The 17862-nt window shown below is 44.3% G+C and carries 21 protein-coding genes; 9 read left to right on the forward strand and 12 right to left on the reverse strand.

What is annotated here, in order from left to right:
* Positions 1 to 101: 101 nt before the first annotated feature.
* Both BDD39_RS16485 and fabI read right to left on the reverse strand, forming a co-directional pair.
* Positions 102 to 323 (reverse strand): hypothetical protein, encoded by a 222-nt coding sequence (locus BDD39_RS16485; protein ID WP_243846036.1) that lies wholly within the window; start codon positions 321 to 323, stop codon positions 102 to 104.
* A 147-nt stretch (positions 324 to 470) separates the two neighbouring features.
* Positions 471 to 1247: an enoyl-ACP reductase FabI gene (fabI, locus tag BDD39_RS13385; protein WP_166911392.1), complete on the reverse strand. Its 777-nt coding sequence runs from the start codon at positions 1245 to 1247 to the stop codon at positions 471 to 473.
* A 172-nt stretch (positions 1248 to 1419) separates the two neighbouring features.
* On the opposite strand from fabI, the gene BDD39_RS13390 reads away from it, so the two are divergent.
* Positions 1420 to 2592: an FtsW/RodA/SpoVE family cell cycle protein gene (locus tag BDD39_RS13390; protein WP_166911394.1), complete on the forward strand. Its 1173-nt coding sequence runs from the start codon at positions 1420 to 1422 to the stop codon at positions 2590 to 2592.
* Positions 2593 to 2653: 61 nt separating this feature from the next.
* Positions 2654 to 3391: a bis(5'-nucleosyl)-tetraphosphatase PrpE gene (gene prpE / locus BDD39_RS13395; RefSeq protein ID WP_166911396.1), complete on the forward strand. Its 738-nt coding sequence runs from the start codon at positions 2654 to 2656 to the stop codon at positions 3389 to 3391.
* Positions 3392 to 3401: 10 nt separating this feature from the next.
* On the opposite strand, the gene BDD39_RS13400 is transcribed toward prpE, so the two are convergent.
* The 4 genes from BDD39_RS13400 to BDD39_RS13415 are packed head-to-tail and all read right to left on the reverse strand — an operon-like array spanning position 3402 to position 6172.
* Complete coding sequence (locus BDD39_RS13400; protein WP_166911398.1) at positions 3402 to 4298, reverse strand: RluA family pseudouridine synthase; 897 nt, start codon at positions 4296 to 4298, stop codon at positions 3402 to 3404.
* 31 nt (positions 4299 to 4329) lie between these two features.
* Positions 4330 to 5145: an NAD kinase gene (locus tag BDD39_RS13405; protein ID WP_166911400.1), complete on the reverse strand. Its 816-nt coding sequence runs from the start codon at positions 5143 to 5145 to the stop codon at positions 4330 to 4332.
* Positions 5142 to 5780 carry a GTP diphosphokinase gene (gene yjbM / locus BDD39_RS13410; protein ID WP_166911402.1) on the reverse strand — a complete coding sequence of 213 codons (639 nt, stop codon included), beginning with the start codon at positions 5778 to 5780 and terminating at the stop codon, positions 5142 to 5144. The genes BDD39_RS13405 and yjbM overlap by 4 nt, the downstream gene beginning before the upstream one ends.
* A 17-nt stretch (positions 5781 to 5797) precedes the next feature.
* A complete protein-coding gene (locus BDD39_RS13415) occupies positions 5798 to 6172 on the reverse strand; it encodes a UPF0738 family protein (RefSeq protein ID WP_166911404.1) in 375 nt (124 codons plus the stop codon).
* Positions 6173 to 6302: 130 nt separating this feature from the next.
* Between BDD39_RS13415 and BDD39_RS13420 the strand changes: the two genes are divergently transcribed.
* The 5 genes from BDD39_RS13420 to BDD39_RS13440 all read left to right on the forward strand — a co-directional run bounded on the left by BDD39_RS13420 (position 6303) and on the right by BDD39_RS13440 (position 9387).
* Entirely contained in the window at positions 6303 to 6890 is a 588-nt protein-coding gene (locus BDD39_RS13420; protein ID WP_166911406.1) for a CYTH domain-containing protein, read from the forward strand.
* Between the two features lie 2 nt (positions 6891 to 6892).
* Complete coding sequence (locus BDD39_RS13425; protein ID WP_166911408.1) at positions 6893 to 7486, forward strand: lytic transglycosylase domain-containing protein; 594 nt, start codon at positions 6893 to 6895, stop codon at positions 7484 to 7486.
* Positions 7487 to 7625: 139 nt separating this feature from the next.
* A complete protein-coding gene (locus BDD39_RS13430; protein ID WP_166911410.1) occupies positions 7626 to 8039 on the forward strand; it encodes a globin domain-containing protein in 414 nt (137 codons plus the stop codon).
* A complete protein-coding gene (gene spxH / locus BDD39_RS13435) occupies positions 8032 to 8925 on the forward strand; it encodes a ClpXP adapter protein SpxH (RefSeq protein ID WP_166911412.1) in 894 nt (297 codons plus the stop codon). Before BDD39_RS13430 ends, spxH begins: the two co-directional genes overlap by 8 nt.
* A gap of 264 nt (positions 8926 to 9189) precedes the next feature.
* Positions 9190 to 9387, forward strand: coding sequence for a hypothetical protein (locus tag BDD39_RS13440; protein WP_166911414.1), 198 nt, complete (start codon positions 9190 to 9192; stop codon positions 9385 to 9387).
* 22 nt (positions 9388 to 9409) lie between these two features.
* Here the strand turns inward: BDD39_RS13440 and pepF are convergent, their stop codons facing one another.
* From pepF to mecA, 4 genes are all read right to left on the reverse strand, one after another.
* Positions 9410 to 11224, reverse strand: coding sequence for an oligoendopeptidase F (gene pepF, locus BDD39_RS13445; RefSeq protein WP_166911417.1), 1815 nt, complete (start codon positions 11222 to 11224; stop codon positions 9410 to 9412).
* Positions 11225 to 11303: 79 nt separating this feature from the next.
* Positions 11304 to 12569, reverse strand: coding sequence for a competence protein CoiA (locus BDD39_RS13450; RefSeq protein ID WP_341801469.1), 1266 nt, complete (start codon positions 12567 to 12569; stop codon positions 11304 to 11306).
* Positions 12570 to 12667: 98 nt separating this feature from the next.
* Complete coding sequence (gene cls / locus BDD39_RS13455) at positions 12668 to 14176, reverse strand: cardiolipin synthase (RefSeq protein ID WP_166911419.1); 1509 nt, start codon at positions 14174 to 14176, stop codon at positions 12668 to 12670.
* Between the two features lie 79 nt (positions 14177 to 14255).
* On the reverse strand, positions 14256 to 14942 hold the full coding sequence (gene mecA, locus BDD39_RS13460) for an adaptor protein MecA (protein ID WP_166911421.1): 687 nt from the start codon (positions 14940 to 14942) through the stop codon (positions 14256 to 14258).
* Between the two features lie 213 nt (positions 14943 to 15155).
* Here mecA and BDD39_RS13465 point away from each other — a divergent pair, with 213 nt between their 5' ends.
* On the forward strand, positions 15156 to 15824 hold the full coding sequence (locus BDD39_RS13465) for a TerC family protein (RefSeq protein WP_166911423.1): 669 nt from the start codon (positions 15156 to 15158) through the stop codon (positions 15822 to 15824).
* A gap of 70 nt (positions 15825 to 15894) precedes the next feature.
* On the opposite strand, the gene spxA is transcribed toward BDD39_RS13465, so the two are convergent.
* Entirely contained in the window at positions 15895 to 16293 is a 399-nt protein-coding gene (spxA, locus tag BDD39_RS13470; protein WP_166911426.1) for a transcriptional regulator SpxA, read from the reverse strand.
* A gap of 423 nt (positions 16294 to 16716) precedes the next feature.
* On the opposite strand from spxA, the gene BDD39_RS13475 reads away from it, so the two are divergent.
* Complete coding sequence (locus BDD39_RS13475) at positions 16717 to 16899, forward strand: hypothetical protein (RefSeq protein ID WP_166911428.1); 183 nt, start codon at positions 16717 to 16719, stop codon at positions 16897 to 16899.
* Positions 16900 to 16923: 24 nt separating this feature from the next.
* Here BDD39_RS13475 and BDD39_RS13480 read toward each other — a convergent pair whose 3' ends face one another.
* Positions 16924 to 17862 (reverse strand): ABC transporter ATP-binding protein, encoded by a 939-nt coding sequence (locus tag BDD39_RS13480; protein ID WP_166911430.1) that lies wholly within the window; start codon positions 17860 to 17862, stop codon positions 16924 to 16926.

Raw genomic sequence — 17862 nt, forward strand, 5'->3', positions numbered from 1 at the left:
TCTGTGCCATCATATTTTCGAATAATTCTTTCCTTTTCTCCATCCATGTTAACGAGCTTGCATTCCCATGAGAGAGGTGCAGACAGGCTTTCTAAAAATGATCATTGCTCCTCTAATGACATCTGTTGAAACTGTTTTTCCTGCTGTTGATTTAGATTTTCTTGGACCATTTCGTCGTTCTCCCGTTCGCTTTTCTGCTTCATTTTTTGCTCGATCGCCGCTTTGCTTTTAAATGTTCGCTGCATATAAGCGACCGCACGCTCCAATTTGGGCTGCACAATATAAAGAAGCGGCTCATTTTCCATGATGTCACGCCGTTTCATCGGTAGTTCCCTCCTTTTTGACCGTTGCCTTATAAATGTATGCGATTCGTCTCGAGAATATTGCCAAGAAGTTGGGCAAAAAAAAAATCGAGCTGCTCCATGATCGATGGAACAGCTCGAACAATTAAAGACAGCGGCAGCTTACAATTAATACCCTAAAATATGATATCCGGAATCAACGTGAATAACTTCCCCCGTAATGCCGCGTGAAAGATCACTAAACAAGAATAGGGCCGTATCGCCGACTTCTTCTTGCGTCGTCGTGCGGCGAAGCGGAGCGCGCTCTTCGATTTGTTTTAAAATCGAGTTAAAATCACTGACCCCTTTCGCCGATAATGTACGAATCGGTCCGGCGGAGATGGCGTTGACGCGGATGCCGTATTTTCCTAAATCGTTAGCTAAATATTTGACGCTCGCATCGAGCGCCGCTTTGGCGACTCCCATAATGTTATAATTTTGGACAACCCGCTCGCCGCCAAGATATGTCAGCGTAACAATGCTTCCGCCTTCCGTCATCAGCTCTTTTGCTTCCCTGGCCACCGCGGTTAAAGAATAAGCGCTAATGTTATGGGCAAGCAAAAAGCCTTCGCGGCTTACTTTCATATACTCCCCACTTAAGTCTTCTTTGTTTGCATAGGCAATGCAATGGGCCACGCCATGAATGACGCCGACTTGTTCTTTAATTTGCTTAAAGCATTGCACAATTTCGTCATCTTTTGTCACATCGCAAGGCAGCAGAAGGGAGCTTTCGTCTTCGAGCGTATCGACAAGTGCACGCACCTCTTTTTCAAAACGCTCCCCAGCGTATGTAAAAATAAGACGCGCGCCCGCCGCATGCAAGGATCTTGCAATCCCCCAGGCAATGCTCCGTTTATTCGCTACTCCCATCACGACATACGTACGTCCTTTTAATGATAAATTCATTCGTCATCCTCCTATATCCATTCCAATTAATATTTGTTATTAGTACCTAGTGTTAACTTTATTATATGCTAAATTACCAGCAAAGTAAATGAGGCAAACCCCTTTGCAAAAATATCGTAATTCGCTAATATGATATATGGCATGTTTTTATTATGACGGAGAGGATCATCATATGGAACAAGATCGCTTATCACAGTTCAAGCTCGATTATAATTTGTTGTTTATTTTGTTTTTAATGGCTATTGTCAGCGCGATTGCGATCCATAGCGCAGAAGCTACCTTGCCAGAAAAATTGCAAAATGTCAATTTTGCCTATAAACAATTGCAGTGGTACGGAATCGGCGCTGTTGTGATCGCCTTAACGATGATTATTGACTATGACCGCTTTTTCCAAATTGCCTGGTATTTATATGGATTTGGCATGCTGCTGTTGCTTGGGCTCGCATTGCACGTTCCCGGAGCAGTCACCCTTAAAGGGGCAACATGCTGGTATGCTCTTCCAGGCGGAAACTTTCAGCCATCGGAATTGATGAAAATTTTTATGATTATCGTCCTTAGCCGCATTATCGTCAATCATCGCGAGAAATATCCAGAACCGACCATCAAAGATGATTTTAGGCTGCTTGGTAAAATCGCACTAACTCTTTTTCCGCCGTTAATATTGTTAATGAAACAACCGGACTTAGGAATGTCGATGGTGTTTGTCGCCGTTACCGGTTCGCTTGTGATCGTTTCCGGCATCCGCTGGCGCATTATTTTTGGCATCATCTTTTCCGGAATAACGGCTGCGGCGATTCTTGTGTTTATTTTCTTTCAATTCCCTGATTTTTTCCACAAATATATTTTGGAAGATTACCAGTTAAACCGCTTCTATGGCTGGCTTGCTCCTTATGAATATTCGAACGAGCAAGGGTTTCAGCTTATTCGTTCCCTGCTTGCGATTGGCTCGGGAGAATTGTACGGAAAAGGATGGGGCAAGGTCGATGTTTATCTTCCAGAGGCACATACCGATTTTATTTTCGGTATTATCGCCGAACAGTTCGGATTTATCGGCGCCAGCGTCGTTATTTCGCTCTTTTTCCTGCTTGTTTACCGCATGGTTCATATCGCTCTAGAAAGCAACGACTTATATGGAAGCTACCTATGCGCCGGCGTCATCGGCATGATCACGTTCCAAGTATTTCAAAACGTGGGCATGACAATCGGCCTTTTGCCAATCACTGGTTTGCCTCTCCCATTCATTAGTTACGGAGGAAGTTCGCTTGCAACTTATATGTTAGCCATTGGTCTTGTGCTCAATGTTCATTCGCGCACGAAAAAATTTATGTTTTCCACTGAAGAGTAAAAAGCCGCATGATCAGCGGCTTTTTACTTTATACTAAATATTGAGAAAGGAGAATAACCTCATGCAAATCGATATTATTGGCGATATTCATGGATGTTACACCGAGTTTGTCAAGCTTACAAAACAGCTTGGCTACCAATGGAACAAAGGCATTCCCATTCATCCGGATGGACGAAAGCTCGGATTTGTCGGTGATTTAACCGACCGCGGTCCGCAATCATTGCAAACGATAGAAACGGTCTACTCTCTTGTCAGGCAAAAGCTAGCCTATTACGTCCCCGGCAATCATTGCAATAAACTATACCGCTTTTTTTTAGGAAGAAACGTGCAAATTGCACACGGTCTTGAAACAACGGTGGCGGAGTATCGGGCACTGCCGCCGAGTGAGCAGGCGATGATTCGCAAAAAATTTATCAAGTTATATGAAACATCGCCGCTATACGCCCAGCTTGACAACGGCCGCCTCATTATCGCCCATGCCGGCATCCGCCAAGATTATATCGGGCGAACCGATAAAAAGGTGCAAACGTTCGTGCTTTACGGCGATATTACTGGGGAAACCAATCCTGACGGAACACCCGTCAGACGGGACTGGGCAAAACATTATCAAGGAAAAGCATGGATTGTATACGGCCATACTCCCGTAAAACAGCCTAGAATCATCAATCATACGATTAACATTGATACCGGCTGCGTGTTTGGCGGTTCGTTAACCGCATTTCGCTATCCGGAAATGGAAACGGTCTCGGTTCCCTCTTCTTTACCATACGTTGTAGAAAAATTTAGAACGTTTGATTAGCATCATCCCTTTATCGGATCCGCTCGATTAGCCGCTTCATATCATCGGGAAGCGGACAGGAAAACGTATATTGCTGTTTCTTAAACGGATGAAAAAAGGAAAGCTCTTTGCTGTGCAACGCCTGGCGGCTAATCGCTTCCCTGCTCCCGCCGTACAATTCATCCCCGGCTAGCGGATGGCCAATATGCGCCAAATGAACGCGAATTTGATGGGTGCGGCCTGTTTCTAATCGCAGCGATAAGTGCGTATACTCATGAAACCGCTGTAACACGCGAAAGTGAGTAACAGCACGCTGACCTCCTTCGCGAACTTCCCGCGCAATAATACTGTCGTTTTTCCGGGCGATGGGGGCATCAATGGTTCCTTCTTCTTCGTCGACATGTCCGTGACAAATCGCTTCATAACATCTTGTCACTTTTCCTTGTTTTTGCAAAGTGGATAAGAGATGGTGAATATGGCGGTGCTTGGCGATAAGCACAAGGCCGGAAGTATCACGGTCGAGCCTGGTGACAACATGAATCGTCGACTCCAGCCGCTGCTTCCGATAATGATAAAGCAAGGCGTTGGCCAGCGTGCCCCCGGGATGCTGGCGCGACGGAATCGTCGCCATCCACGGCGGCTTGTTGACCACTAATACATACTCATCTTCATATACGATATCCAGCGGAATCGCCTCCGGCGCCATTCCTTCGCTTGGAAGCTCCGGGGGAAATACAATTCGCAGCGTCTCCCCTTCGCCAAGGCGATGGCGGACCGTCACCGGCCGATCATCGACATAAATGGCGCCGCCATGAAATTTAATATCGGTCAATGCCGTTTTCGAAATGCCGTTTTCTTTTAAAAACTCGCGAACCAACTTGCCTTCCTCTTGTTTTGTAATACCCCAGGTGAGCGTAAACTGTGACAACGTTGTCTAACCTGCCTTTATGTGTTTATTGTCAATCGGCAATAAATGAATCACGCACCCGCTTCCAAAACGGAAACGGCCGGAAACGGGCAAACCGGATCTTTTCGTCTGCTACGCGGCACTGGATGGACTTCACATCTTTATGCAAAAGGGATAGATGATCAATCGTAATTTGAAAATCGACATCGTTTACCGGCTTTAACATACATGTATGATGGGCGGGGAGGACAAGCGGCGATTCGATCGTCCGAAATACGCGGTTGTTAATCGACGCCATCTCGGTAACTTGGATCGCTTCAAGCGACGGATGCAAAATCGCGCCGCCCAGCGCCTTGTTATAAGCCGTACTTCCCGTTGGCGTAGAGATGCATAACCCGTCGCCGCGGAACGTTTCAAATAGATCGCCGCGAATTTCCACATCAATGACAAGCGTACCGCTGACGCTTTTTACCGTGCATTCATTTAAAGCAAGGTATTTGGCCTCCCGTGCCCCGTTTATGTAGCGGATAATCACTTCTAGCAACGGGTATTCAACGACTTGATACGGCATTTTTGCAATAGCGATGACGAGCTTTTCAATTTCCTCCGGCACCCAGTCGGCGTAAAAACCTAAATGGCCGGTATGCACGCCAACAAACGCCGTTTTATCCAAACGACGGCAATAGCGATGAAACGCATACAACAATGTCCCGTCACCGCCCACGGAAATGACAAGATCGGGAGTATCCTCATCGTACTGTAATTCAAAATCCAATAGATATGTTTTAATTTTTTGCGTCAGTGCGTTTGATGTTTCATCTCCTTTGGAGGTGATTGCAAATTTCAGCGGCGCTTGTGTTCCTCTCATAATTGTTCCCCTTTTGCTTCCTGTTTTCGTGAAAAAGCGGCCTGCGCTTCTTGAATTTCAAAACGGATTTTCGACATTTCTTCATCTAACCGATAAGCTGCTTCAGCGGCGCGCTGCAGTCTTGCTTTAATATCTTCAGGGAAACGGCCGCTGTATTTGTAATTTAACGAATGCTCAATTGTCGCCCAAAAGTTCATCGCAAGCGTACGAATTTGGATTTCCGCTAAAATTTTCTTTTCTCCGTGTATCGTCTGTACGGGATAACGGATGACGACATGATAGGAACGATAGCCGCTTTCCTTTTTCTGTGTAACGTAATCCCGCTCCTCAACGATTTCAAAGTCGTTTCGTTTCCGCAGCAGCTCTACTACGGTCTTAATGTCATCAACAAATTGACACATCATCCGCAGCCCGGCAATATCTTGCATTTGTTCTTCCAATTTATCAAGCGGAATGTTTTTCTTTTGCGCTTTATCCAAAATGCTGGCGACTGGCTTCACTCTTCCGGTGACAAATTCAATCGGCGAATGCACCCCCAACATTTCAAACTGGGCGCGCATTCCCTTGAGCTTTACCTTTAGTTCTTCGACTGCCTGCTTATACGGTGCCAAAAATAAATCCCAATGCTTGACCATCGTACCACCTACCAATGTTATGTAAGAAAAATTTCCTTTACTGCCTGCTCCATTCGCTCGCCATAATTGGCGTTGCCGTCAATATTTTCGATCAAATAAGTTAGCTCTTCCTTAAAGCTTGTTAATTCCAATTCCAGCTCTCCGCTTTTTAGCACAACGGCATCCTCTTCTGCCAATGCTTGTTTCACATCGTTCCAACACTCATATGGAATCGAGACGTAAATAAAATCTTCGTCCGTTTCCAATATATAAATAAACGAAAGATGGTCGGAATCCACAAGCATATGACCTTTTGGCTTCGCTTCTTTAAGCGAAAATGGCGGATGATCGTTAATGAGATATAATTGTCCGTCTTTTCTTTCCACTTTTTCGATCACTAATTTTTTGCGCATGCCAAATCTCCTTCCACATCAACAATCCTTTTTTATTTTACCATAATCACCCTATGCGCAATAAATAATTGATATTCAATGATAAACATCCGATAATAAAATTGAAATGGATTTATAGAGGAGAGAAACGATGCGCCAAGAAGTCGAAATCGAATTTAAAAATTTACTGACCAAAACGGAATTCACACAAGTTCGCGAAGTGTTTCACATTGATGACCACGCTTTCGAGCGCCAAGAAAATCATTATTTGGATACACCACAATTTGCGTTAAAGGACAAACAGGCAGCTTTGCGCATCCGGGTCAAAAACGGTGGCTATACATTAACATTAAAGCAGACGAAGGCAGAAGGAGTGCTGCTGGAGACGCATCAACAGCTGACGAAAGAAGAAGCAGACGCTCTTTTAAATGGCACAGCGGTTGTTGAAGGCAAGGTAGCGGCTATTCTTCAAGAAATTGGCGTGCCGCCCTCAGCGCTTCGCCATTTTGGCACGTTAACGACCGATCGCGCTCAATGGGCATACAAAGGCGGAACGCTTTTTCTTGACCGCAATTATTACCTACATACAGAAGATTACGAGCTGGAATATGAAACGGAAGATGTAGAAAGCGGAAGACAGCAATTTTTACAGTTGCTTCATTCTCTGCATATTCCGATCCGGCCAGCACCAAATAAAATTCAGCGCTTCTATGCAAAAAAATATAAAACGGAGGGGTAGCAATGACCGTTCCTACGATAAAATTACTATTAGAGCTTCAGGCATTGCAAAATTTCTCCGCCCAGCGCCCAACCACGCCTGAGCAAAATCAATCATGGACATTTACGCAGCTATTGCAGCAATACATTGCACAACAATCGGAGCCGCAAGCCCCGCAAGCACCTGAAAATCAACGCACGTTTGCGCCAGCAAGCAACGAAGCGGTATCCAACGTTAAACATGCCGATATCGATACACTGATCGCCCAAGCTGCCGAAAAATATGATGTGGACGCGCGGCTAATTCGCGCCGTTATTCGCCACGAATCGAATTTTGACCCAAACGCGCGCAGCCATGCAGGCGCTCTTGGCCTTATGCAGCTGATGCCGAGCACCGCAAAGATGCTTGGAGTCGATAATCCATTCGATCCGGCGCAAAACATTGAAGGCGGCACAAAATATTTGCGCCAGCTATTGGATCGCTATAACGGCAATGTCTCGCTTGCCCTTGCCGCTTATAACGCCGGTCCCGGCAACGTCGACCGCTACGGAGGAATTCCGCCGTTTGCCGAAACAAAAGCATACGTGGAAAAAATACTTCGCACCTACTACTCTTAACGCGTTTGCATGTCATTCATTTTATGAAATAATTGTTTCTTTTTCTTCAAGTCACTTTGTTTGAGATAAATACACTTCATTGCTAAAATAGCAGTAAAATCATTGTACACAATATTTTAGGCAAAAAGGAGCATTTGCAATGGCTGAACAATGGCAAACACTTTACGAGGCGATCGGTGGGGAAGAAACGGTTTCAAGGCTTGTGGAGGCTTTTTATAAACGCGTTGCCAAACATCCCGATCTAATCCCTATTTTCCCGGATGATTTAACGGAAACGGCGCGAAAGCAAAAACAATTTTTAACTCAATATTTAGGCGGACCGCCGCTTTACACGCAGGAGCATGGGCATCCAATGCTACGGGCGCGCCATATGCCGTTTGAAATTACACCAACCCGGGCTGAGGCATGGCTTTCCTGCATGCGTGCGGCAATGGATGAAATCGGTTTGTCCGGGCCGGCACGCGAACAATTTTATCATCGCCTCCTTTTAACGGCCCAACATATGGTCAATACCCCAGACAATTTGGAAAGAAAGGAGCATTCCCTTGAATGACAAGTTAGCTGGGAAGCCGGCGCCGGAGTGGTGGCACGCTTCCCAGCCGCGTAGCAACGAGAATAAACCGTTGGAGATTTACTTGTTTATCGATCCTTTATGCCCAGAATGCTGGGGGCTTGAACCAATTATTAAAAAGCTGGTGATTGAATACGGACGCTTTTTTACATTGAAGCATGTCCTAGGCGGAAGATTGGCAACGCTCAATACGCGGAAGCGCCAAAAGCCGGAAACAATCGCCAAAGTGTGGGAGCGGACGGCGAGCCGTTCGGGAATGTCATGTGATGGAAGCCTATGGCTGGAAAATCCGATTTCTAGCCCGTTTGCCCCATCGATCGCTATCAAAGCGGCAGAATTGCAGGGGAAACGTGCAGGAATCCGTTTTTTACGCAAACTGCAAGAATTATTGTTTTTGGAAAAACAAAATGTATCCGACATCTCTGTGTTAATCGATTGCGCCACACGCGTCGGATTGGACGTGGATGAATTCGTTCGTGATTTACAGTCGTCAAGTGCCGCTAAAGCGTTTCAATGCGACTTAAAAATTACCTCAGAGATGGATGTTACTGAAATTCCAACCCTCGTCTTCTTTAACGAAAATATCGAGGATGAAGGCATTAAAATTTTCGGATGTTATCCTTATGAAATTTACGTCGAACTTATTTATGAAATGCTTGGCTTCCATCCAGAACCGTCCCCTCCTCCCCCACTCGAGTCATTTTTAAGACATTTCAAATTCGTCGCCACGAAAGAGATTGCCGTTGTTTATAATATGACCGTCCATGAGGCCGAAAGGGAAATGAAAAAGCTGCAGCTGAAGCAAAAAGTCAAAAAAGTACCGGTAAAACATGGGACATTTTGGCGCTATATTTGTGATGAAAACTAAAAAACAACGAGAAAAAGCCCGGCATAAAACCGGGCTTTTTCTCGTTGTCAAGACAACAAAGGGGATGGGAGAAATTTTTCACGGTCAAACAAAGGGGTATCAGGTTTTGTGATTTCATTCACGATATTATCTTAACAAATCACTGCAAGTTTTGACAACCACTTTGTGCTTTTGTTCACATTATTGTCATAAATGTAGAAAAGCGCATGTATTTCTTGGCGCCCTTCATATAATGAAAGTGAATCGGCTAAGGGAGGGGGAAATATGAAAAAGCGAATGGCGCTGTTTATTTGGGGATTCGCCGTGCTGGTCGCGTTTTGCTTAAATTTGTTCGGCCTCATGCATCTTATTCCTATGCTTATTACAATGCCGCTTTTATTTTTGACGATTTTCGGCTTTATCGCCACTTGGAACAGACGCAATCAATTTAAAGGATTTTATCAAAAACGAATGTGGCCTTGACGCCACATTCGTTTTTACTGACTTAGGATAACAGCTTTTCCATTTCTTCCAGTTTCTCAGCAAACACTTGGCATGCTTGACGAATCGGTTCCGCACTCGTCATGTCTACTCCAGCTTTTTTCAGCACCTCAATCGGATAGTCGGAGCTTCCCGCCTTCAAAAATTCAATATAGCGCTTCACCGCCGGCTCTCCTTCTTCAAGTATTTGTTTGCTTAATGCCGTCGCGGCACTGAAACCTGTGGCATATTGATATACATAATAATTGTAATAAAAATGCGGAATGCGCGCCCACTCTAAGCCAATTTCCTGATCAACGACAATGTCATCGCCAAAATATTTTTTATTTAATTCATAATACAGCGAAGTCAATGAATCAGCGGTCAGCGCCTCGCCTTCCTGCGCCTTTATATGAATCATATGTTCAAACTCGGCAAACATCGTTTGGCGAAAGACCGTGCCGCGAAATCCTTCTAAATAATGGTTCAGTAAATAAACCCGCTTTTTCTCATCATCCATCGTTTTTAATAAATAATCATTTAACAGCGCCTCATTGCATGTCGATGCCACCTCGGCGACAAAAATGGAATAGTCCCCATATGGATACGGCTGCGTTTTCCGCGTGTAATAACTGTGTACGGAATGGCCGAATTCATGGACTAACGTAAATAAATTGTTCACGTTATCTTGCCAATTTAGCAAAATATACGGATGGGTGCCATATGCTCCTGACGAATAAGCCCCGCTCCGTTTTCCTTTATTTTCGCGCACATCGACCCAGCGGTTTTCCAGCCCTTCTTTCACAATGCTGAGGTATTCTTCGCCAAGAGGGGTAAGCGCTTTTAGCATATATTCTTTCGCTTCTTCATACGTGACTTCCATTTTCACGTCTTGGACAAGCGGCGTGTATAGATCATACATATGGAGTTCATCAAGTCCAAGCACTTTTTTGCGCAGGCGGACATAGCGGTGCAACAGCGGCAAATGCTCATGGACCGTTTCAATCAAATTATCGTAGACACTTTCCGGAATGTTGTTGCTGCTTAATGCCGCTTCCCGCGCTGATTTATAGCGGCGGACGCGCGCGAAAAAGTTATCTTTTTTCACCGTGCCGGCGAGCGTGCTGGCAAACGTGTTTTTATATTTTTCATACGTGTCGTATACCGCTTTAAACGCATCGCGGCGCACACGGCGGTCCGTGCTTTCTAAGAAGCGGATAAAGCGGCCGTGCGTCACTTCCACTTCTTCGCCATTTTCGTCAATAATCGTCGGAAACGTTAAATCCGCATTATTCAGCATGCTAAAAGTAGACGCGGACGATTGCATTACCTCTGCCGCTTGGGCGAGCAGCGCCTCTTCCTCTGCCGACAACACGTGCGGGCGCTGGCGGTTAATTTCGTCTAACGCGTGTTCGTACAGTTTCAATTCTTGTTTCTCTTCTAAAAACGAACGCAATTTCGCCTCATCGATCGCTAAAATTTCCGGAACGATAAACGCCATCGCGCTCGACGCTTCGCTGTACAAACTTGTCGCCCGATCGTTGAGCCCTTGGTAAAAAGCGTTTGTCGTATCTTGGTCATAGCGCATATGCGCATATGTATACAGCTTGCCAAGCCGCATCGACACTTCGTCTTGATATTGGAGCGCTTCGTACAACGTATCCGCCGATTCTCCCAACCGGCCTTGATACTCCGCTAATTTCGGGATCATTTTTTTCACTTCTTGAAATTCTTGCTCCCACGCTTCGTCCGTCGGAAAAATGTCTTCTAAACGCCAAGTTTCCTCAACAGGAATTTCGCTGCGTAACGGCAGCGATTTTTTCGTTTGTTTCGCTTCCATTTCAGCAACCTCCTTTGGAAAATTATATCATAAATCATATTCGCTTTTTTACTATCATTTCCTGTTTTAGAGTAAATGTTTACGGCCAGTTCTTACCGCTGTTTTTGCCCAGTTCCAGTTCCCGCACGTAATCGCGAAGCGACGGCGTTATTTTTATTTGCTCGGCCATCTGCTTATCTTGCTTTATCACTTCATCCATGGTTGTCGGAAACGTAAGCGGTTTTACAAAACGAATCGCATGGCGGTTTTCCCACTGGATATAGCCTAGCCTTGTGAGCAATTGCAAATACTCATAAACCGCCTGTGTATAGCGCTGTCCTGTGGCAAGCGGCAGCACACGGAACGCAACCCGCCCCATCCGTATTTTTTCCTCGATGAAACGGTAAATAGAATGGAGCGAAATAGTCCGCCCTTCCGACCGCAGCAATGGAATCAACACATATGTTTGCCAAATAAACGGCGGGGTTTCTAACAAATAGCCATGGTGAAGCGGCCATCCTGCTTCCGTGGGAAAAAGGGAAGGGATGATGCCAGAACGGTAAAAATCGGCGCAAATTTGCCTCGTTGCTTTACTCGGGTATAAAGTAAACGTAACACGCCATTGCTTTTTATGATGCAGCCACTCGTCCCAAAATGACGGTGGCAGCGAACTAGCAGAAGAAAAAAGCAAATCAGAGAATGAAAGCGAATGTAACGGGAAAACGAGCGGAATGGCAAAGGCGCGGCGAACGGATAGCGGAATAAGATGAACAAGGCGGGTAAGCTGTTTGGTGTGCGGACAGTAGTAAAAAAGAAGCGGGCGGGGAACAAACGGAAAATGATGGGCAAACATCCACTGAAAGCGTGGGATTGTAACATGATGGGGCGTATTGGAATGGTGGCGCAAATGGTGGGCGCCGAGAATCCAAATCGGACGAATCCCTCTTGTACGATAGGAATGATTGCGTTTTTGAAACAACGGTTCACTAATCGTTGAACATTGATATTCCAAGGCATAAGCGTGGTGGCGATACGGAACGAAAATGTCTGGCCGCTGCTGGGCCGATGGCAAATATGGCTCCAATTTGGCCGGTATGCCTTGTTGCTTAAGCCATTCAAATAAATCCAACTTTCCGGTTAAATGGCGAGCGGACTCTGGTTCATGTTCATACGGACAAGCGGTGCCTTTTTTATGGGCAAAATGCGGAATTCGATGATTGCCGAGCTTTAATACTACTTCCTGCCGGCATGCGGGGCAAAAGAACGTTTCACTTTTCTTTAACGAAATCAGCCTTTCTTTTGTCCACCTTCCTGCTAACGAAACGATTTCCCCATTTTGCAACATCGCAATCAGCAAAGCGATCACATCCTTTCCTCATCAGGGATATGATAAATATTTCAACAAAAGCAGCGGTTTTTCCTATCGTCGAAATAAAAAATGCCGGGCATCACCCGGGCGCATGCCTACAGCAAAGGCGACAACAGCCGTGATATCGACTCCGCAATGCGAATCGATAACGGACGCCGCTGAAAGGCTTCATAATCGATTTCATTTGCATCGCTGAGGTCTTCCATAAAATCAGCGACAAGCTTGTTCGTGCTGTCAGTATGGTACAAGAACGCATTGACTTCAAAATTGAGGTGAAAGCTGCGCATATCCATGTTCGCCGTGCCGATGGATGCTAACTCGCCATCAACGATCATCACTTTGCTGTGCAAAAATCCTTTTCCATATTCATAAATTTTTACACCAGCTTCCAATAATTCAGGAAAATAAGACCTGGAAGCATAAAAGACAATCTTTTTATCCGGCCGCTTTGGCGCTAAAATGCGGACATCAATTCCGCTCAAAGCGGCAACCTTTAACGCCGTTAAAATGTCCTCATCAGGCACAAAGTACGGAGAAGCAATCCAAATCGACCGCTGTGCCGACGTAATCATGGCGAAATATAATTGCTTAATTACTTCCCATTTTTGGTCAGGCCCCCCAGCGATTAATTGAATCCCTCCTTGGCCTTCATAATGGACTAGTTCAGGCGATAAGTATTCTGGGGTAAATAACTTTTCTTCGGTCATATAATACCAGTCTTGCAAAAAAATAAGCTGCAGCGTCCGCACCGCTTCTCCGTGAATCCATAAATGCGTGTCACGCCAAAAACCAAAATATTTATTTTTCCCCAAATACTCATCACCGATATTTAATCCTCCAACGAATCCAGTTGTTCCATCAATGACGATAATTTTCCGGTGGTTACGAAAATTAATTTTATTGTTTAAAAATGGAAGACGAACAGGCGAGAACGGAATCATTTCCACTCCAGCATCACGCAACTCTTGAATGTACGACTTCGATAATTTCCAGCTGCCAACTGCATCATAAAGAAACCGGATATGTACTCCTTGTTTGGCCTTTTCCATTAAAATCTTTTTTAGTTGTTGTCCTACTTCATCGTGACGGACAATATAATATTCCAAATGAATATGGTGTTTTGCTTTTTTCAGCTCGTCAAAAATGGTAGAAAAAGTTTCTTGACCATTCGTCAGCACCTTCGTTTTTGAAGCGAGGGAAACAGGGCTTTTTCCAATATGGTAAGCAAGATGAAGCAATGGACGCTGATGCTCCGCAATTGGCAACTGTGTGATGTTCCATTTTGTCTGCACTTGAAATTTTAAAAATGTCTCTTCATCAAATTCCGCTTTCTTTTTAAAACGACGCTGTTGCCAGTAATTCCTTCCAAATAGTAAATAAAACAAAAAACCAACAAGCGGAAAGCTCCCTAACACAGCAAGCCAGGCAATCGTCTGGGCTGGTTTGCGATTTTCTAAAGAAATAACAAAGGCGATAAAAACGACCGAACAAGAAATCAACACACTTAAAACGCCAAGCAGCTTTCCTTCCCAATAATTTTTTGTCAAAAATAAAAAAATTGCCACTATTAACGCAAAAATAATAACCCTTAACGCGTTTCTCAACGAAGTTCCCCCTACCTATAAGCATGATAACGGAGAAAACGCCGATTCCAAGAACGAAATCGGCGGGCTTTTCAGGCGTCTATTTCAACGGAAAGTATGTTTTCAGCGTTTCTAGAGCATTGTCATGAATGATTTCTTTTCCATATTCCTCTAAACGATAAATGGTTACTTGCGAATCCGTTCCATATTCTAAAAGCAAGCTTAGTATATTGTCAATTTCATGCTCTGTATAATCTTCTTCATTAAACTGGACAAACAAGTAGTAACGATCCTCAAATTGGAATAAACGGTTAGCAAGTTCGGTGAAATCAGCGCGATGGGCAAGGGCAATAACATCTTCAATATCTTTGAAACAAATCGTAAACTGGAGAATTTCATGATCATTGCCGTCCGTGAAGGACTCATCCTCATGCGCAATATCGAAATGATGGTCTAAAAACGCTTCGATTTTTCCATCGATCGAAACGGAAAAATCGCGCAATTTGTCTTCTGGGAGCGGAAGTTCCAGTTTGCTGCCATCTTTTGATAACTGCGCTTTCGTCACCAACACTTCTAACCCTTTTTCTAACGCTTGTACTTGAATCCAAAGAGGACCGTCAAGCAAAAAATCCCCTTCACTATGGACCTCATCCATCATTTCCCAAAACAGTTCTTCGCTGCGCTCCCGGTTATACCAAATTTCTTCGCGGTCAAAACCGCGTTCCTCTATATCAACGTAAGAAATATAAAACTTGACTGTATGTTCGTTAATGCGTTCTATTTCCATTTATCAAGCTCTCCCTTCCGAAAAAAGAATAAAATGAAGGGATTTGTACCCCCAGAAATTCTACTTAAATACAAGATTATGTCTTGTACCTCTATTTTATGATAAAAAGCGAAAGAAGGGAAATAAAAAAACGCCTTTTTAAAAATTGGTTATGAAATAAAACATGTCCTACTATAATGATGATGAAGACGAATGAAACGAGGGACTTGCAAGATGGACGATTATGTGATTTCGATTCTGCTCATCATTGGCATCGATATTATTCTCGGTGGGGACAACGCGGTTGTCATCGCATTGGCAAGCCGAAAGCTGCCGGAACAAAAGCGAAATATCGCGATTATCCTCGGCACCGCGTTAGCCATTTTCGTTCGCATTCTTTTAACGGTCACAGTGGTGATGCTATTAAAAATTCCTTTTTTGCAGCTAATCGGCGGTTGTATTTTACTTTGGATTTCTTTCAAGCTGCTCGTGCAAAAAGAAGAATCACACGCATCGATCAAATCAGAAACATCGCTTTGGAAGGCAATACAAACGATTGTGACAGCCGATGTTGTCATGGGGTTGGACAATGTGATCGCGATCGCTGGAGCTGCTCAAGGCCATACTGTCCTCGTGGTCTTTGGCTTCTTGTTTTCTGTTCCTATTATCATTTTAGGCAGCAAACTCATTCTTTATGCGATGGAACGTTACTCCTTCCTTATTTACATTGGCGGAGCGTTATTAGCCTATACTGCCGGGAAAATGATCACTGCCGAACAGCAAATCCGCCATTTATATGACAATGATTTCGCATGGGAAACCGTATTCCCATTTGCTACGGCTGGACTGACGGTACTGCTTGGCTTCATGGTTAATCGGCGCAAGTTTCATCGTTGGACCTAAACCTCGTCCTCTTGGTCATTTAGATGATAAAAAACTTCTACATGGCGAACCATGTAGAAGTTTTTTATCTTTATTCGTTAACGAGGCGTTGTGCTTGGCGAAGCTGATATGCACGCACTTTGCGCGGCAAGAAACGGCGAATTTCGTCCTCGTTGTAGCCGACTTGAAGCCGTTTTTCATCAATAATAATCGGTCTCCGCAAAATTCCCGGATTTTTTTGAATCAGCTCATATAAATCTTGAAGCGGCAATGTTTCAAGATTTATATTCAACTTTTGAAACACTTTGGATCTTGTGGAAATAATCTCGTCGGTTCCCGTTTCTGTCATACGCAAAATTTCCTTAATCTCCTCAATCGTTAACGGTTCGGAGAAAATATTGCGTTCAACATAAGGAATATTATGCTTTTCTAGCCATGCTTTCGCTTTTCGGCATGACGTGCAACTTGGCGAAACATACAATTTCACCATATATCTCACTCCTTTTCAACAAGGATCACCTTGTCTTCTATACCAAATAGAACGAACTAACTATCATGATACATCAAACCTATGCACGATGGAAATCGGCACGTTCTAGCGTACCCTTCGTGTAGACGATCACTCTTGTTCAGCTAGAACCTTCATGGACAAACACCACATAGTGCTTTGCGTCCTACTGGCTCGGTCTAAAACCGCTTCTCATTCCAGCAAAATGACTCAAGCCATAGGCTTATTGTCAATTAATTGCAATTTGGAATTAGTCTAACATGATATATTATACAATAAATGCGTAAATAAAGATATAGTTTTTCAAAAAAGTCTCGTATTTTCCCCTTTAATTTTCGCCGCTTCTTCCAATAAACAGAAAAAACATCTACAATAACATTAGAACGATAATAAGGGGGCAGGATCATGGCGCAATATTTTACCGATTTCCTCATCGTTTCCGCATTCATCGTTGGACTTACGGCGTTAATGGGAGTAATCGCCAACGGCATTGGCGAACACATCTTTGGCGGTTCGAAGCGAAAAGAACACGTCAATGAATCAAAACATATCCAAACTGGCTGGAAGCTGGTCGGCGGCAAAAAATAAAACGATCTCGCAGTTGAGATCGTTTTATTTGTACATTGCTTGATATGTTTTATATTCCGCCTCCGAGCATAACACGAAATGGCCCGGGGTGATTTCGCGGAACTCCAGTTCTTCTCCTTCTTTATAATTGTGCTGCGACGGGTCGTAAATAATCCGTTTCCGCGTCCGCTCCGTTTCCGGGTCAGGAAGCGGGATTGCCGATAAGAGCGATTTTGTATAAGGATGAATTGGATTGCGGTACAATTCTTCCGCATCGGCAAGCTCGACCATTTTGCCAAAATACATCACGCCAATACGGTCGCTAATGTATTTGACCATCGACAAATCGTGCGCGATAAACAAATACGTCAATCCTTTTTCTCGTTGCAATTTTTTCATTAAGTTAACCACTTGCGCCTGAATGGACACATCGAGCGCAGAAATCGGCTCATCGGCAATAATAAACTCTGGTTCTACCGCCAGAGCGCGGGCAATCCCGATCCGTTGGCGCTGGCCGCCGGAGAATTCATGCGGATAGCGGTTCGCATGTTCACGGTTTAAGCCAACCGTCTCGAGCAGTTCGTATACACGCTGCATCCGTTCTTCTTTCGTTTTCGCCAGGCCGTGAATATCGATGCCTTCAGCAATAATGTCTGCAACGGTCATGCGCGGATTAAGCGATGAGTACGGATCTTGGAAAATCATTTGCATTTTTCGTTTTAATACTTTTAACTCTTTGGCTGAGTGTTTGCCATGGACATTTATACCATTAAAAAAAACTTCTCCATCCGTAGCCTTATATAACCCAATAATTGTTCGTCCCGTCGTTGATTTGCCACAACCTGATTCCCCTACAAGGCCAAACGTTTCGCCTTTATAAATGTCAAAGGTAACTCCATCTACGGCTCTAACGACATTTCCGCCACCCACTGGAAAATACTGTTTTAAATTTTTTACTTCAATGAGCTTTTGTTTTTCAGACAT

The sequence above is a fragment of the Saccharococcus thermophilus genome, assembly GCF_011761475.1.
GTDB lineage: Bacteria > Bacillota > Bacilli > Bacillales > Anoxybacillaceae > Saccharococcus > Saccharococcus thermophilus.

Bases quoted from the DNA above. Each gene is read 5' to 3' on its own strand.
- BDD39_RS13430 (WP_166911410.1), top strand. From the start codon at position 7,626: ATGGCTGAACAATGGCAAACACTTTACGAGGCGATCGGTGGGGAAGAA.
- BDD39_RS13480 (WP_166911430.1), bottom strand. From the start codon at position 17,862: ATGTCTGAAAAACAAAAGCTCATTGAAGTAAAAAATTTAAAACAGTAT.
- prpE (WP_166911396.1), top strand. From the start codon at position 2,654: ATGCAAATCGATATTATTGGCGATATTCATGGATGTTACACCGAGTTT.
- yjbM (WP_166911402.1), bottom strand. From the start codon at position 5,780: ATGGTCAAGCATTGGGATTTATTTTTGGCACCGTATAAGCAGGCAGTC.
- BDD39_RS13420 (WP_166911406.1), top strand. From the start codon at position 6,303: ATGCGCCAAGAAGTCGAAATCGAATTTAAAAATTTACTGACCAAAACG.
- BDD39_RS13425 (WP_166911408.1), top strand. From the start codon at position 6,893: ATGACCGTTCCTACGATAAAATTACTATTAGAGCTTCAGGCATTGCAA.
- BDD39_RS13475 (WP_166911428.1), top strand. From the start codon at position 16,717: ATGGCGCAATATTTTACCGATTTCCTCATCGTTTCCGCATTCATCGTT.
- pepF (WP_166911417.1), bottom strand. From the start codon at position 11,224: ATGGAAGCGAAACAAACGAAAAAATCGCTGCCGTTACGCAGCGAAATT.
- BDD39_RS16485 (WP_243846036.1), bottom strand. From the start codon at position 323: ATGAAACGGCGTGACATCATGGAAAATGAGCCGCTTCTTTATATTGTG.
- BDD39_RS13440 (WP_166911414.1), top strand. From the start codon at position 9,190: ATGAAAAAGCGAATGGCGCTGTTTATTTGGGGATTCGCCGTGCTGGTC.
- spxA (WP_166911426.1), bottom strand. From the start codon at position 16,293: ATGGTGAAATTGTATGTTTCGCCAAGTTGCACGTCATGCCGAAAAGCG.
- fabI (WP_166911392.1), bottom strand. From the start codon at position 1,247: ATGAATTTATCATTAAAAGGACGTACGTATGTCGTGATGGGAGTAGCG.
- BDD39_RS13465 (WP_166911423.1), top strand. From the start codon at position 15,156: ATGGACGATTATGTGATTTCGATTCTGCTCATCATTGGCATCGATATT.
- mecA (WP_166911421.1), bottom strand. From the start codon at position 14,942: ATGGAAATAGAACGCATTAACGAACATACAGTCAAGTTTTATATTTCT.
- BDD39_RS13405 (WP_166911400.1), bottom strand. From the start codon at position 5,145: ATGAGAGGAACACAAGCGCCGCTGAAATTTGCAATCACCTCCAAAGGA.
- BDD39_RS13390 (WP_166911394.1), top strand. From the start codon at position 1,420: ATGGAACAAGATCGCTTATCACAGTTCAAGCTCGATTATAATTTGTTG.
- BDD39_RS13415 (WP_166911404.1), bottom strand. From the start codon at position 6,172: ATGCGCAAAAAATTAGTGATCGAAAAAGTGGAAAGAAAAGACGGACAA.